This window comes from Phenylobacterium sp. (genome assembly GCF_004799515.1).
In the GTDB taxonomy this organism is placed as follows: Bacteria; Pseudomonadota; Alphaproteobacteria; order Caulobacterales; family Caulobacteraceae; genus Phenylobacterium.
In genome coordinates, this window is sequence record NZ_SSMX01000055.1 from 54900 (window position 1) to 69023 (window position 14124).

The following is a 14124-nucleotide window of genomic DNA, read 5'->3' on the forward strand; positions in this document are numbered from 1 at the left end:
CGCAAAAGCCATGGGGAGCAAAAGATGCGTATGACCAAGGGGCTGGCCCTCGCGGCAGTCTTCGCCGCCGCCATCTCGGTGACAGCCGTCCAGGCCGCGCCCTACCAGGCGCCCCGGAACGGCTTCGGCCAGCCGGACCTGCAGGGGGTCTGGACCAACGCCTCGCTCACCAGCTTGCAGCGGCCGGCGATGTTCAAATCCCTGACCCTCACCGACGCGGAAGCCGCCGCGCTCGAGAAGCGCCGCGCCGCCGCCCGCGCCCAGCAGGACAAGCCCACCGATCCCAACTCCGGCGCGCCGCCCGCCGCCGCCGACCCGGGCGGCTACAACGCCTCCTGGACCGATCCGGGCGTCAGCCTGGGCCGCATCGACGGCCAGGTGCGCACCTCCTGGATCGTCGATCCGGTAGACGGCCGCCTGCCCTACACCACCGCCGGACACGCCGCCTACATCGCCGCCCTCAGCAAGGCGCGGAACAGCTGGGACGGGCCGGAGAACCGCCCCCTGGGCGAGCGCTGCATCCTGGGCTTCGGCTCCACGGCCGGCCCGCCGATGCTGAACGTGCTCTACAACAACAACTACCAGATCGTGCAGTCGAAGGACGCGGTGGTCATCCTGGTGGAGATGAACCATGACGCCCGCATCATCCGGCTAACCGACAAGAAGCACCTGCCGAACTTCATGCGGCCCTGGATGGGCGACAGCATCGGCTGGTGGGACGGCGACACCCTGGTGGTGGAGACCACCAACTTCAATCCAGGCGAGAGCCTCAGGCCCTATTTCGACAACTCCATCCTGCTGTCGCCAGGCGCCAAGGTGACCGAGCGCTTCACCCGCGTCTCACCCACCCAGATCCTCTACCGCTTCCAGGTCGACGACCCGGCGACTTACAGCCAGGTCTGGAAGGCTGAGATGCCGTTCAACGCCGCCAAGGGTCCGGTCTACGAATACGCCTGTCACGAGGGCAACTACGCCCTGCCCGGCATCCTGGCCGGCGCCCGCAAGGCGGAGAAGGAAGGCCGGAAGATCGAGGCCGTGGACGTCAGCGGCCGATAGCCGTCGCCGCATGGGACTCGCCTCACGCGGGAGTTCTTTGACGAAACCCGCGAAGCATGTCGCCATCGTCCGGCAGACTCTGCCGGCGCCGCGCCGATCGACGGGATCGCCGATCGCTCGGACGGTCCGCCGCGGGTCCGCGTCGGATGGACGGCACAGGGCGGTTTCGTCATGAGCGTGCGCAATCTGGACCCGCCCGAGACGGGTCCAGACGAACCTCGCCCCAACTGGGGCTTCGCCGTGCCGGCGGACGATTTGCCGCCGGAGTTCGAGGCCGACGAGGTCGGCGGTTTCGACGATTTCGAGGACGCGCCGGAGCCCCTGGACGGCCTGTCCTGGCTGGGCGCGGCGGTGATGGCCGCGGTGGCCCTGGTCATCGGGATCGCCATCGGCGTCTGGGTGGTTCCCCTGCTGCGGCCGGCGCCCAAGCCCGAGCCGGTCGCGCCGGTCTCGGCCGCGGCCCCGTTGCAGACCGTCGAGCCGGCCGCCACCGCCCCCGAGCCGTCGGCGCCGCCCGCGCCGGTGCTTCGCGCCGCGACCGCGCGTCTGGACCCCGCGCAGGAGCTGGCGGCCGAACCGCCGCCCGAAGCCATGCCGAGCGGGACGCGCCGCCGTGGCCATCCGAAGACCGAGCCCGCGCCGCGGCCGTTGACGGCGGCCAAGCCGACTGCGCCGCCGACGAAGCCGGCGCCTGAAAACCTCTCGCCCATCGACGAGCTGTTGGCCGCGACCGTCGAAGCCCCGCACTGAGGCGGAGCCACGCCGCCTAGCTGAGTTCGAAGCCCCGCCAGGCCGCCGTTGGCGCGCCACTCTTCCAGCACCTTGACGAAGGCCACCGGCCCCGCGCCGTACGAGCCGTTGCGCGCGCTCATGTCCCGCACATTGCCCTCGTTGTTGTAGTAGCCGGGCGTGCAGTCCTCGAGGAACTTCTGGCGCATGATGGCCAGGTCCACGATCGTCTGCACCCACGCGTCCTCGGCGTCCTGAGAGGGCTCGACCACCCGCACCTGATGCTCGGCGCAGTGCTGCAGCACATAGGCGATGTGCTTGGACTGCTCGTTGATCATGTGCGGGAAATTGGCTGTGAAGCCCGACTGGGTGTTGGAGATGATGAAGACGTTGGGGAAGCCGCGCGTGGTCAGGCCGTGCAGGGTTGAGGCGCCCTCGGCCCACTTCTCCGTCAGGCTGAGACCGCCCCGCCCATAGAGCTCATAGCCCGAGCGCCGCGCGTAGCCCGTGCCCACCTCGAAGCCGGTCGCATAGACGATGCAGTCGAGCTCGTATTCGACGCCGTTGGCGACGATCCCCGCCTCGGTGATCCGCTCCACGCCGCGCCCTTCGGTGTCCACCAGATGCACGTTCGGCCGGTTGAACGCGGCCAGGTAGTCGTCGTGGAAGCACGGCCGCTTGCAGAACTGGTTGTAGTAGGGCTTCAGCGCCTCGGCGGTGGCGCGGTCCTGGACGACGCTGTCCACCCGAGCGCGCACCTGCTCCATCTTCTTGAAGTCCGCGAGCTGCATCAGCGCCGCCGGATCGTCCACCGTCTCGCCCGCCATGGCCTTCTTGCGCGCCAGGAGCAGGATGTTGCCGATGATGTCGGTCCAACCGTCGTTGACCAAGTCCTCGGCCTGGAAGCCGCCGGAGACCAGGACGTTGAAATTGTCCATCCGCCGCTGCTGCCAGCCGGGCTCCAGGCTCGACGCCCAGTCAGGGTCGGTGGGGCGGTTGTTGCGCACGTCGATCGAGGATGGCGTGCGCTGGAAGACAAAGAGCTCGCCCGCGCCGGCGCCCAGGTGCGGCACGCATTGCACGGAGGTCGCCCCGGTGCCGATCACGCCCACCCGCTTGCCGGCGAGACCTGTCAGGCCGCCGTCCGACGTGCCGCCGGTGTACTCATAGTCCCAGCGGCTGGTGTGGAAGGAATGGCCCTTGTAGCTCTCGATGCCCGGAATGCCGGGCATCTTCGGCCGGTGCAGCGGGCCGTTGGCCATCACCACGAAACGGGCCTTCAGCGCATCGCCGCGGTTGGTCGCCACGGTCCAGCGCGCCGCCGCCTCGTCCCAGGTCATCCCGGTGACCTCGGTCTGGAACAGGGCGCCGGGATAGAGGCCGAAGTGCTCGCCGATCGCGCGGCTGTGGGCCAGGATCTCCGGGGCGCGGGAGTACTTCTCCTTCGGCACGTAGCCGATCTCTTCCAGGAGCGGCAGGTAGATGTAGCTCTCGATGTCGCAGGCCGCGCCGGGATAGCGGTTCCAATACCAGGTGCCGCCGAAGTCGCCGCCCTTCTCGATGATCCGCACGTCCTCGATCCCCGCCTCGCACAGCCGGGCCGCGGCCAGCAGACCGCCGAAGCCGCCACCGACCACCACCTCGGCCTCGTCGCTCAACGGCGCGCGGCTGAAGCCCGGCGCCACATAGGGGTCGTCGAGGTAATGGGCGAAGTCGCCGGCGATCTCGCGGTACTGGGCGTTGCCGTCGGCGCGCAGGCGCTTGTCACGTTCTTGCCGGTAGCGGGCCTTCAGGGCCTCGGGGTCGAAGTCCAGGCCATCGTCGGCGGGCGGCGCAGAATCCAGCGTATCGGTCATGGCGTCCTTCGTCGTTTCCGGCCCGGTTTTGCCCATCAGGCTAGAGATGACGCCGCGACAATCAAGCGGTTAGGCCGCCACGCCATACCGCGCCTACGAACACGAAAGCGGCTCCGGCGAACGCTGCGGATCGGCGGTTTGGGAGGAAGACCTTAACCTGATGGCGCCACGGTGCAGGCATGGCAGTCCTGACCGCCGCAAAGCATGCCGCGCCCGGGGGGGCTCACGGCCTGGGGTTCGACACCCTGCCCGTCGCCATGGCTGTGCTCGACGCGGAACTGCGCTTCCTCGACGCAAACCGCGCCTTCGCCGACCTCCTGAGCGTGCCGGCGCCCAGCCTGACGGGCGAGCCATTGGGCCACCGCCTGCGCCTGGCGGCCTTCGACGTCCCCACCGGCGAGGGCGTGCAGACGTTCGGCTTCCAGCGCCCCGATGGCCCCTGCTGGATGCGCCTGGACCTGCTGGAGCAGGGCGACCACATCCTGGCGAGCCTGGTGGACGTCACCGGGGAGCGTACGGTGCTGGAGCGGATGAAGGCCGACTACGCCGCCCGCGGCCGGCTGATGCACGACGCCGAGGTCGGCGTCTGGCGCTACGATCCCGAGGCCCAGCTCTACCATTTCCCCACCGAACTCGCGCTCGGCCACGCCGCGATCCAGGAGCCTGTCCCACTGGCGGCCCTGCAGGCCATCCAGCACGAGGACGACCGGGCGATCGACACCCGCATCCGCACGCGCCTCACCCAGGAGGAAGGCGCCGACGAGGCGCTGATCCGCTACCGCACCGGCGACGGCGGCTGGCGTCACCTGCGGGTGCTCTACCGTTCCGGCCGCAAGCTGAAGTCCGGCCGCTATGAGATGTATGGCCTGAGCCAGAACGTCACCGCGCTCGCCATGGCCCGCGACGACGCCAACGAAAGCGCCGGCCGCCTGAAGCTGGCCCTGGCCGCCGCCCGCGCCGGGGTCTTCGGCTTCGACTACGCCAAGGGCGACTACTGGCTCTCCAAGGAGTTCCGCGACCTGGTCGGCGAACAGACCGTCGACTACGCGACCGCCGCCGAAGACCCGCGGGTGATGTTCCACCCCGACGACCGCGACACCATGCGGGCCATGGGCCAGGCCAGCATCAAGGCCGGCCAGCCGATCTCCGCGGAGGCCCGCGTGATGCGCCCGGAAGGCCCGCTGTGGGTGCGCATCTACTGGCAGACCGAATGCGACGCGGCGGGCGCGCCGGCCCGCGGCGTAGGCCTGTTGCTCGACATCGACGAGCAGAAGCGCCAGTCGCTGGCCCTGGACGAGGCGCGCCTCCTGGCGGAGTCCGCCACCGCTTCGAAGTCCAGCTTCCTGGCCTCGGTCAGCCACGAGATCCGCACCCCAATGAACGGCATCGTGGGCGTCCTGAACCTCCTGAAGCGCGAGGGCCTTTCCGCCGAGGGCCGCGACCTCCTGGGCGAGGCCCTGGCCTGCAGCGATATGCTGGCCCAGCTGATCGACGACGTGCTCGACTTCTCCAAGATGGAGGCCGGCAAGCTCGACGTGACGCCGGCGCCCACCGATCCGGCCGCGGTGATGGCCAGCGTCGTGGCCCTGCTGCAGCCCCAGGCCGACGCCAAGAACCTCTATCTGCGCGTGGTCGCCGAGCCGCCGGCCTTGGGCGAAAGCGGTTGGGCGGCGATCGACCCGATCCGCCTGCGCCAGTGCCTGTTCAACATCATCGGCAACGCCGTGAAGTTCACCGAGGCCGGCGGCGTCGAGGTGCGCATGCGCTTCACGGGCGCCGACGGCGGCCGCAAGCTGCGCGTCGAGGTGCAGGACACCGGCGTCGGCGTGCCCGACCACGCCAAGGCCGCCCTCTTCGACCGCTTCCAGCAGGCCCACACCGGCCCCGACCGCAAGTTCGGCGGCACGGGCCTGGGCCTCGCCATCTCCCGCAGCCTGGCGCGGATGATGGGCGGCGAGATGGGTTTCGACTCCGTCGAGGGCGAAGGCTCGACCTTCTGGTTCGAGATCGCCGCGCCGCCGGCCGCGGCCGCCTCCGGCGCGCCCCAGGCCGAGGCGGGCGACGCGCCGCTGACCGGCCTGAGGATCCTAATCGTCGACGACAACCGCACCAACCGCCTGGTCGGCCTGAAATCCCTGGAGGCCCTGGGCGCCGTGGCCGAGACCGCCGACAGTGGCGAGGCGGCCATCGCCGCCGCCGCCAAGGGTGGCTACGACCTGGTGCTGATGGACGTGAACATGCCCGGCATGGATGGGATGGAGGCCACCCGCCAGATCCGCGCCCTGCCCGGCCCGCGGGCGGACGTGCCGATCGTGGCGCTGACCGCAGACGTCATGACCCACCACCAGGCCGCCTATCACGCCGCGGGGATGAACGGCTTCGTGCCCAAGCCCTTCTCGCCGGCGCAGCTCCTGGCCGAGATCGTCCGGATCGCGGGCTGACGGCCAAGCTGCGTCCGCGAGCCGCCAAGGCCGCGCCTTACTCGCGACGGGATTACGGAGTTCTATGGCGTAAGGAGCATTCCGCTCCGGCAGACGAGGTCATGACCCACCGCAAGGCGCTCCGGTCCGCGATCCTGGCCACCGCCGCCCTCGGCGCGCTGGCGGCGGGATCCGCGCAGGCGGCGCCCGCGGACCTCAGCCCTCACGACCTCGCCCTCCTGAACCGATTGACCTGGGGCGAGTCCGCGGCCTCGGCGGCGGAGCTGCAGGCCATGGGCCCCCGCGCCTGGCTCGACCGCCAGCTGCACCCGCAAGCCTCCGACCGCCTGCCGCCTGCCGCCCAGGCGCAGGTCGACGCGCTGACCATCAGCCGCACGCCGATGGCCCAACTGGTGGTCGAGACGATGGCCCAGAACAAGGCCGCCGGCCTGATCACCGACCCCGACCAGAAGAAGGCCGCCCAGCAGGCCTATCAGCAGGCGATCAACACCCTGGGCCGCGAGGCCGCCACGCGCGAGCTGCTGCGCGACCTCTATTCGCCGGACCAGCTGCAGGAGCAGATGACCTGGTTCTGGATGAACCACTTCAACGTCCACATGTACAAGCGCGACATCCGCCCGATGATCGGCGACTACGAGGACCAGGCGGTCCGGCCGCATGCGCTGGGCAAGTTCCGCGACCTCTTGGAGGCCACGCTCAAGCACCCGGCCATGCAGCGCTATCTGGACAATGACCAGAACGCCGCCGGCCACATCAACGAGAACTACGCCCGCGAGATCATGGAGCTGCACACGCTGGGCGTCGGCTCCGGCTACAGCCAGAAGGACGTGCAGGAGCTGGCGCGCATCCTCACCGGCGTGGGCGTCGACCTGTCGCCCGACCCGCCGAAGCTGAAGCCCGCCTACCAACCGCTCTTGGTCCGCGCCGGCCTCTTCGAGTTCAACCCCAACCGCCACGACTTCGGCGACAAGGTCCTCCTGGGCCACGCCATCAAGGGCTCCGGGTTCGGTGAGGTCGAGCAGGCCCTGGACATCCTGGCCAAGGAGCCGGCCACCGCCCACCACGTCTCGGCGCAGATGGCGGCCTACTTCATGGGCGACGACCCGCCGCCGGCCCTGGTCGACCGCATGGCCAAGGTCTTCCTGCGCTCCGACGGCGACATCGCCGCGACGCTGAAGGTGCTGATCGCCTCCCGCGAGTTCGACGCCTCCCTGGGCAAGGCTTTCAAGGATCCGATGCACTACACGGTCTCGGCCGTGCGGCTGGCCTATGACGACCGGGTGATCCTCAATACGGGGCCCATGCAGAACTGGCTGAACCGGATGAGCGAGGGCCTCTACAACCACGAGACCCCGGACGGCTATTCCATGGCCGCCGCGGCCTGGGATGGGCCCGGCCAGATGGCGGTGCGCTTCGAGATTGCTCGCCAGATCGGCTCCGGCTCGGCGGGCCTCTTCAAGCTCGACCAGCCGGCCGCCAAGGATCAGCCGGCGTTCCCGCAGCTGCAGAACGCCCTCTACTACAAGGCGGGCCTCGACCAGACCCTGGGCGCCCCCACCAAGTCAGCCCTCGGCCAGGCGGGATCGCCGCAGGACTGGAACACGCTTTTCCTCTCGTCCCCGGAGTTCATGCGCCGATGAGCCTGCATCGCCGCCACCTGCTGGGCCTGGCCGCCGCCGCCGTTCCCGTCACTATCGCCGGCCGCGTCTGGGCCGCGCCACAAGCCTCGACCCGCGTCCTGGTGGTCTTCCTGCGCGGAGCCTACGACGCCGCCAATGTGGTGATCCCCACCGGCAGCGACTTCTACTACCAGGCGCGTCCGACCCTCCACATCGCCAAGCCCGACCCAGCCAACCCGGACGCCGCACTGCCGCTCGACGCCGAGTGGAGCCTGCATCCGGCGCTCAAGGACACGATCTATCCCCTGTGGAAGGCGGGCCAGGCGGCCTTCGTCCCCTTCGCCGGCGCTGGCGACGACCTTTCGCGCAGCCACTTCGAGACCCAGGACACCATCGAGCTCGGCCAAGCCGTGCAGGGCTCGCGCAACTATGGCTCGGGCTTCATGAGCCGGCTCTCCGCGACGCTGGCCGGCGCCCAGCCGATCGCCTTCACCGACCAGCTGCCGTTGACCTTCCGGGGCGGTAAGCCGATCCCCAACGTCGCGGTCGGCGCGGTGGGCAAGCCCGGCGTCGACGAGCACCTCGCCACCCTGATCCAGCAGATGTACCAGGGCCAAGCCCTGGGCCCGGCGGTGGCCGAGGGCTTCCAGGTGCGCGACGAGGTCTACCGCACCGTCTCCGCAGAGATGGTCGCCGCCAACCGCGGCGCGGTCTCCCCCAAGGGCTTCGAGCTGTCGGCCCGCCGCGTCGCACGGCTGATGAAGGCCGAGTACAACCTGGGCTTCATCGACATCGGCGGCTGGGACACCCACGTGAACGAGGGCGCGGCCCAGGGCTACCTGGCCGGCCGGCTGGGCGAGCTCGGCCGCGGCCTGGCCGGCTTCGCCGACGAGATCGGACCCGAGGCCTGGAAGGACACGGTGGTCGTCGTGGTCTCCGAGTTCGGGCGCACCTTCCGCGAGAACGGCGACAAGGGCACCGACCACGGCCACGGCAGTGTCTACTGGGTGCTGGGCGGCGGGATCAAAGGCGGCCGCATCGTGGGCGAGCAGGTCCCGGTGGTCGAGGCCAGCCTGAACCAGAACCGCGACTACGCCGTGCTCACCGACTACCGCGCCCTGATCGGCGGCCTGTTCACCCGGGTCTATGGCCTTAACGCCGGCCAGCTCGGCCAGGTCTTCCCCGGCGCCCAGCCCAAGGACCTGCAGCTGGTCTAGCCGGCCCCAAACCGCCCAATATTCCGTCACAGGCTTCCCTGGACGTAACCCTGGCTTGCGCCGCGCCGCGGGCGGCTCAATAGTCCGCGCCGCCGCTGGACCCGGCGTAGGGGAGCCCCGCATGATCCGTCACCTGACCTCCGCCGCCCTCGCGGCGACCTTGGCCTGTTCCGCCGCCGCCCTCAGCGCCGGCGCGGCGCGGGCGGAGACCTTCACCCTGCTGGTCACCCCCTCGACCGTCGCCTGGGGCAACTATGACCCGGCGGGGAAGCCCGCGCTCACGGTCAAGTCCGGCGACACGGTGATGGCGCACACCTTGCTGACCAACAACCCGACCGGCCTGAAGGCCAACGGCGTGCCCGACGACCAGATCGAGGCCTCGCTGAAGGACGTCTACGCCAATGTGCCCGCCGCCGCCCGCGGCCCCGGCGGCCACATCCTGACCGGCCCGATCGCCGTCGAGGGCGCCGAGCCCGGCGACACCCTGGAAGTCCGTATACTGAAGATCGATCTGGCCATCCCCTACGCCTACAACGGCTTCGGCCCCGGGACCGGCGTCCTGCGCGACGACTTCCCCTACCGCCGCACCAAGATCATCCCCCTGGACCGCGAGAAGATGGTCGCGCGCTTCGGTCCAAACATCACCATTCCGCTCCATCCCTTCTTTGGCAGCATGGGCGTGGCGCCGCCGCCGGAGCTGGGCAAATGGGATTCCACACCGCCCACCGTCATCGGCGGCAATATGGACAACAAGGAGCTGGTCGCCGGGACCACCCTCTTCCTGCCGGTGTTCGTGAAGGGCGGCCTCTTCGAGGTGGGCGACGGCCACGCCGGCCAGGGCAACGGCGAGGTGGACGTCACCGCCATGGAGACCTCGCTGGTCGGGACCTTCCAGTTCATCCTGCACAAGGGCGAGAAGGCGCCCTACCCGCGCGCCGAGACGCCGACCCACTACATCGCCATGGGCTTCGACGACGACCTGGCCATCGCCACCCAGAAGGCGGTGCGCAACATGGTCGAGTTCCTGGTGACCCAGAAGGGGCTCAGCCGCGACGACGCCTACGCGCTGACCAGCGTCGCGGGCGACGTCGACGTCACCGAGCTCGTTGACCGTAACAAGGGCGTCCACGTGATGATGCCCAAGGCGATCTTCGCGAAATAGCCGCAGCCCAGGCTCACCAGCTCCAGCCGGGCGGATGCGGGGTCACGTCGCCCTCCAGATCGATCATCTGGTCGTCGATGTAGCACCAGCCCCAGCCCTCGGGCGGGTAGTAGGTCTCCATCACCGGGTGGCGGGTGGCGTGGAAATGCTTGGTGGCGTGACGGCCGATGGACTGGTCGCAGCAACCGACATGGCCGCAGACCCGGCAGATGCGGAGGTGCACCCATTCCTGGCCGATCTTCAGGCACTCCTCGCAACCGTCCGCCGACGGCGTGACGTGGGCGAACAGACCTAAGTGCGTGCAACCCATCGAACGCCTCCACAGCCAACCGCATGGCAAGATGATAGGGTGAGCTCGGATTTGGGATCAAAGCGTCACTTTCGCCATTTACCAAGTAGCGCCGCCTAGCCACCCTCGCGGCCGAAAAGGGGTTCATCATGACCGAACAAGTGCAAGCCGAGCGCGACTCCCTGATCCTGGGCGTCGACGCCCCCGAACAATCGGCCTGGAAGGCCATGGCCGCGGACCCTAAGGATAGCGACGGGACGGACGGCGCCGATGGAGACGGTACGGATGGCGACGGGGCCGAGGGCGACGGAACCGACGGTGACGCCGGCGCCGACGGCGATGGAACCGACGGCAAGGACGGCGACGGCACGGACGGCGCCGACACCGACGGAACCGACGGCGCCCACTGAGCCCCCGGCGTTTCCGCATCTCGGCCGCTTGGTCGGCGAAGCGGCGGCGCCGGAGTTCCTCAAGACCTGTTTCGGACGCGACGCCTTCCGGCGGCGATTGCCCGCCGGCGAGGCGTCGCGCCTGTTCAACTGGGACCTCCTGAACCGCGCGCTGGCCGAGCACCGCCTGGGCCCGCCCCGCTTCAAGCTGGAGAAGGGCGGCGTGGAAGTCGGCCGCGCCGTCTTCCGCGAACGGCGGCCGCGCCCGAACCAGACCCTGCACGATCTCGACGTGGCCGGGCTCTACGAGCAGCTCCGGGACGGCGCGACCCTGATCCTCGATGCGGTCAACGAGTTCAATCCGCCGCTGCAGCAACTGTGCGCGGGCCTAGCCGCGGAGTTCTGCGCCTTCAGCCAGGCCAACCTCTACGCCTGTTGGGGCGAGAGCCAGGGCTTCGACGTCCATTGGGACGACCACGACGTCTTCGTGGTGCAGGTGGACGGCGCCAAGCGCTGGGACCTCTACGGCCTCACCCGGCCCGCGCCCCTGCGGCGCGAGCGCGAGGCCGCGGCCAAGCCCACGAATGCGCCGGAAGAGATCGTGCTCGAGGCCTGCGACATGCTCTACCTGCCACGCGGCTACTGGCACGCGGCCGTGGGCCTGGGCGAGCCCAGCCTGCACCTGACCATCGGCCTCAGCCGCAAGACCGGCGCTGACCTGCTGCACTGGCTGGCCGACCAGGCGGTCGCCGAGGCCGACGTGCGCGCCGACCTCAGCCTCGAAGCCGATGACGCCGCCCTCGGCGATCAGGTGGCCGGCGTGCTGCGCGGCCTGCTGGCGTCCGGCGATCCCGCGGAATTGGGACGCCGCTACCGCCGCCACCTTGAAGCGACAGCCCGGCATCGGCCGACGCTGTCGCTGCCCCACATCGGCCGGCCGCTGGACGCCATCCGGCCGGATGACCGCCTGGCGCTCACCGCCGGCGCGGCCAGCCTTGAGCCGGGCGCCGAGCCGTCGTCGGTCTGTTTCTCGCACCGCGGCGTCCGCTTCACCCTGGCGGCGGAGACCGCACCGGCGCTCTCGGCCCTGATGACCGGCGCCGCCCTCACCTACGCCGACCTCGTGCAGCGATGTGGCGAGGTCCCCGAGCGGCGGGTCCAGGCCTTCGTCCAGGAGATGCTGCGCCGGGGCGTCTTCGCGATCGAGCCCGCGAGGTGAGCGAGCCCTTTTGTTCCCGCCTGGCCGAGGCGGCGCATGGCGTGGTCGCCGGCACCGGCGTCCGCGGCGACGTCTATGTGTTCCTGCCGGTGGACAAGAAGCGCTGGGGGCGGCGCGAATTCAACGAAGGCTGGGCGACGTCTGAGGAGCTCGAGGCGATCCGCCGCGCACGCCGCTTGGGCGTGATCGTCAGGCTCTACAATCCGCCGGACGCCTCCGGGAAGGCGGCCATACTGGCGCACCGCGCGCCCGAGCCCTCGGCGCAGGCCGCCGACGCCTTGCAGGGGTTGCTGGCCGACCTTCGCCGTCACGCCTGGGGCCTGGACGAGAGCAATGCGCCGCGCCTGGCGCTCTGCACCCAGGGCACCCGCGACCGCTGCTGCGCCAAGTGGGGTTTCGCCGTCTACCGCGCCGCCCGCGACCTATATGACGTGGGCCAGTTCCCGTTCGCCCCGATCGAGTGCTCACACCTTGGGGGCGACCGGTTCGCCGCCACCGGCATCGCCTTCCCGTCCGGCGGCATGTACGGCCACCTGGACCGCCTGCCGCTCGCCGCTCTCGCGGCGGCGGAGGCCGACGGGCGCATCCTGCAGGAGCACTACCGCGGCCGCGTCTTCGAAACCGCCCTGGCCCAGGTGGTCCGCGCCGGCCTGGCCCGGGATGGCTTCGACGTCACGACCGTCTCGCCGGTGACGCTCGACGGCCCGCAGGCTGGCGCCGGGCCGCTTCGGGTCACCGCATCCGGCCGGTCCTATGAGGTGACCCTGTCGCCCAAGGCGTTCCACTTCTTCGGCGATTGCCGCGCCGCCGCCCAGGGGCGCATGTCGCATGACACCCGCCTGGCCTACGACCGGGCGCAGCCGGTCGGCGATCTGCCGTCACTGACGCCGTGAGTTAAAGCCGCTGGCGGGCGCGGCGGCCGCGCGGCAAGCTTCCGCCTGACGTCGACCCGCCGGAGGCCCCATGGCCGACAAACCCCGGTTGCGCGTGGAGGCCCACGCCGCGAGCGCCGCCCCGCCGGCGGCGGTGTTCGCCCTGCTGCGCGACGGGGCGACCTGGCCCACCTGGTCGCTGTTCACCGGTTTTCAGTTGGAGCGCGCTGCGCCGGGCGCCGATCCGCTGGGCGTGGGCGCTATCCGGGTGTTCTCCACCTCGGTCAGCCACGCCCGCGAGCAAGTCGTCGAGCTGATTCCCGACCGGCGGCTGAGCTATGTCCTGTTGTCCGGCCTGCCGATGGCCAATTACCGCGCCGACGTGGACCTGACGCCCGCACCAGGCGGCGGCACGGCCATCGCCTGGCGCGCGGCCTTCGACGCCAAGGCCCCGGGCACGGGCTGGTTCTGGCGCCTTTTCATGAGCCGGATCCTGGCGACGGTCGCCCGCCAGCTCGCCACTGCGGCGGAAGCTCAAACGAAAACAGCCCTCGCGTGAGCGAGGGCTGTTGTCGAACTTGGGTGCGGGGACAGGATTTGAACCTGTGACCTTCAGGTTATGAGCCTGACGAGCTACCGGGCTGCTCCACCCCGCGGCAAGGCGTAGGTCCGGCATCGTGAATTGAAGGGTCTAAGGATCTCACATCCGCTTGGTAGACCTGGCGGCGACCTACTCTCCCGCGCCTTAAGACGAAGTACCATCGGCCCAGGGGGGCTTAACGACCGAGTTCGGAATGGGATCGGGTGGGGACCCCCCGGCAAAACCACCAGGTCAACGAAACGGATGTGAAATGAGAAGACATCATGCCTACGGCAAGCTCAAATCAGAGCGCGCATGAATTTTGCTAAGAACGATCAAGCCGATCGAGCGATTAGTACCAGTAAGCTACATGCCTCGCGGCACTTCCACACCTGGCCTATCAACGTGGTGGTCTACCACGGCTCTCGGCGAAGCCTTGTTTTGAGGTAAGTTTCCCGCTTAGATGCTTTCAGCGGTTATCTTGTCCACACTTAGCTACCCTGCTGCGCGGCTGGCGCCACGACAGGTCCACCAGAGGTGTGTCCATCCCGGTCCTCTCGTACTAGGGACAGATCCTCTCAAGCTTCGTACACCCACGGCAGATAGGGACCAAACTGTCTCACGACGTTCTGAACCCAGCTCACGTACCACTTTAATCGGCGAACAGCCGAACCCTTGGGACCTGCTCCAGCCCC

At 69.6% G+C, this 14124-nt stretch carries 11 protein-coding genes, 1 tRNA gene and 2 rRNA genes; 9 read left to right on the top strand and 5 right to left on the bottom strand.

Annotation, left to right across the window (positions count from 1 at the left end; all coding sequences use genetic code 11):
* Positions 1 to 24 precede the first annotated feature (24 nt).
* Positions 25 to 1056, top strand: coding sequence for a hypothetical protein (locus E8A49_RS22755; RefSeq protein WP_293386595.1), 1032 nt, complete (start codon positions 25 to 27; stop codon positions 1054 to 1056).
* On the opposite strand, the gene E8A49_RS22760 is transcribed toward E8A49_RS22755, so the two are convergent.
* Positions 969 to 3641 (bottom strand): NAD(P)/FAD-dependent oxidoreductase, encoded by a 2673-nt coding sequence (locus tag E8A49_RS22760; protein ID WP_293386596.1) that lies wholly within the window; start codon positions 3639 to 3641, stop codon positions 969 to 971. The genes E8A49_RS22755 and E8A49_RS22760 overlap by 88 nt on opposite strands.
* Positions 3642 to 3820: 179 nt before the next feature.
* On the opposite strand from E8A49_RS22760, the gene E8A49_RS22765 reads away from it, so the two are divergent.
* The 4 genes from E8A49_RS22765 (at position 3821) to E8A49_RS22780 (ending at position 10080) form a co-directional block, all read left to right on the top strand.
* Complete coding sequence (locus E8A49_RS22765; RefSeq protein ID WP_293386597.1) at positions 3821 to 6082, top strand: ATP-binding protein; 2262 nt, start codon at positions 3821 to 3823, stop codon at positions 6080 to 6082.
* A 101-nt stretch (positions 6083 to 6183) separates the two neighbouring features.
* Positions 6184 to 7722 carry a DUF1800 domain-containing protein gene (locus E8A49_RS22770; RefSeq protein ID WP_293386598.1) on the top strand — a complete coding sequence of 513 codons (1539 nt, stop codon included), beginning with the start codon at positions 6184 to 6186 and terminating at the stop codon, positions 7720 to 7722.
* Entirely contained in the window at positions 7719 to 8918 is a 1200-nt protein-coding gene (locus E8A49_RS22775; protein ID WP_293386599.1) for a DUF1501 domain-containing protein, read from the top strand. The genes E8A49_RS22770 and E8A49_RS22775 overlap by 4 nt, the downstream gene beginning before the upstream one ends.
* Positions 8919 to 9039: 121 nt before the next feature.
* A complete protein-coding gene (locus E8A49_RS22780) occupies positions 9040 to 10080 on the top strand; it encodes an acetamidase/formamidase family protein (RefSeq protein WP_293386600.1) in 1041 nt (346 codons plus the stop codon).
* Positions 10081 to 10093: 13 nt separating this feature from the next.
* Here the strand turns inward: E8A49_RS22780 and E8A49_RS22785 are convergent, their stop codons facing one another.
* Positions 10094 to 10390 carry a UBP-type zinc finger domain-containing protein gene (locus tag E8A49_RS22785; protein WP_293386601.1) on the bottom strand — a complete coding sequence of 99 codons (297 nt, stop codon included), beginning with the start codon at positions 10388 to 10390 and terminating at the stop codon, positions 10094 to 10096.
* 128 nt (positions 10391 to 10518) lie between these two features.
* Between E8A49_RS22785 and E8A49_RS22790 the strand changes: the two genes are divergently transcribed.
* The 4 genes from E8A49_RS22790 to E8A49_RS22805 all read left to right on the top strand — a co-directional run bounded on the left by E8A49_RS22790 (position 10519) and on the right by E8A49_RS22805 (position 13408).
* Positions 10519 to 10779, top strand: coding sequence for a hypothetical protein (locus tag E8A49_RS22790; RefSeq protein ID WP_293386602.1), 261 nt, complete (start codon positions 10519 to 10521; stop codon positions 10777 to 10779).
* Between the two features lie 28 nt (positions 10780 to 10807).
* The gene (locus E8A49_RS22795) at positions 10808 to 11977 is read left to right on the top strand and encodes a cupin domain-containing protein (RefSeq protein WP_293386603.1); all 1170 of its coding nucleotides are present in this window, start codon (positions 10808 to 10810) and stop codon (positions 11975 to 11977) included.
* The gene (locus tag E8A49_RS22800) at positions 11974 to 12870 is read left to right on the top strand and encodes a sucrase ferredoxin (protein WP_293386604.1); all 897 of its coding nucleotides are present in this window, start codon (positions 11974 to 11976) and stop codon (positions 12868 to 12870) included. The genes E8A49_RS22795 and E8A49_RS22800 overlap by 4 nt, the downstream gene beginning before the upstream one ends.
* A 70-nt stretch (positions 12871 to 12940) precedes the next feature.
* Entirely contained in the window at positions 12941 to 13408 is a 468-nt protein-coding gene (locus E8A49_RS22805) for an SRPBCC family protein (protein ID WP_293386605.1), read from the top strand.
* A gap of 20 nt (positions 13409 to 13428) precedes the next feature.
* On the opposite strand, the gene E8A49_RS22810 is transcribed toward E8A49_RS22805, so the two are convergent.
* The 3 genes from E8A49_RS22810 to E8A49_RS22820 all read right to left on the bottom strand — a co-directional run.
* Positions 13429 to 13505, bottom strand: a tRNA-Met gene (locus tag E8A49_RS22810).
* Positions 13506 to 13566: 61 nt separating this feature from the next.
* Positions 13567 to 13681 (bottom strand): 5S ribosomal RNA (gene rrf, locus E8A49_RS22815).
* Positions 13682 to 13760: 79 nt separating this feature from the next.
* Positions 13761 to 14124: ribosomal RNA gene (locus tag E8A49_RS22820) — 23S ribosomal RNA — on the bottom strand; the annotation flags it as partial.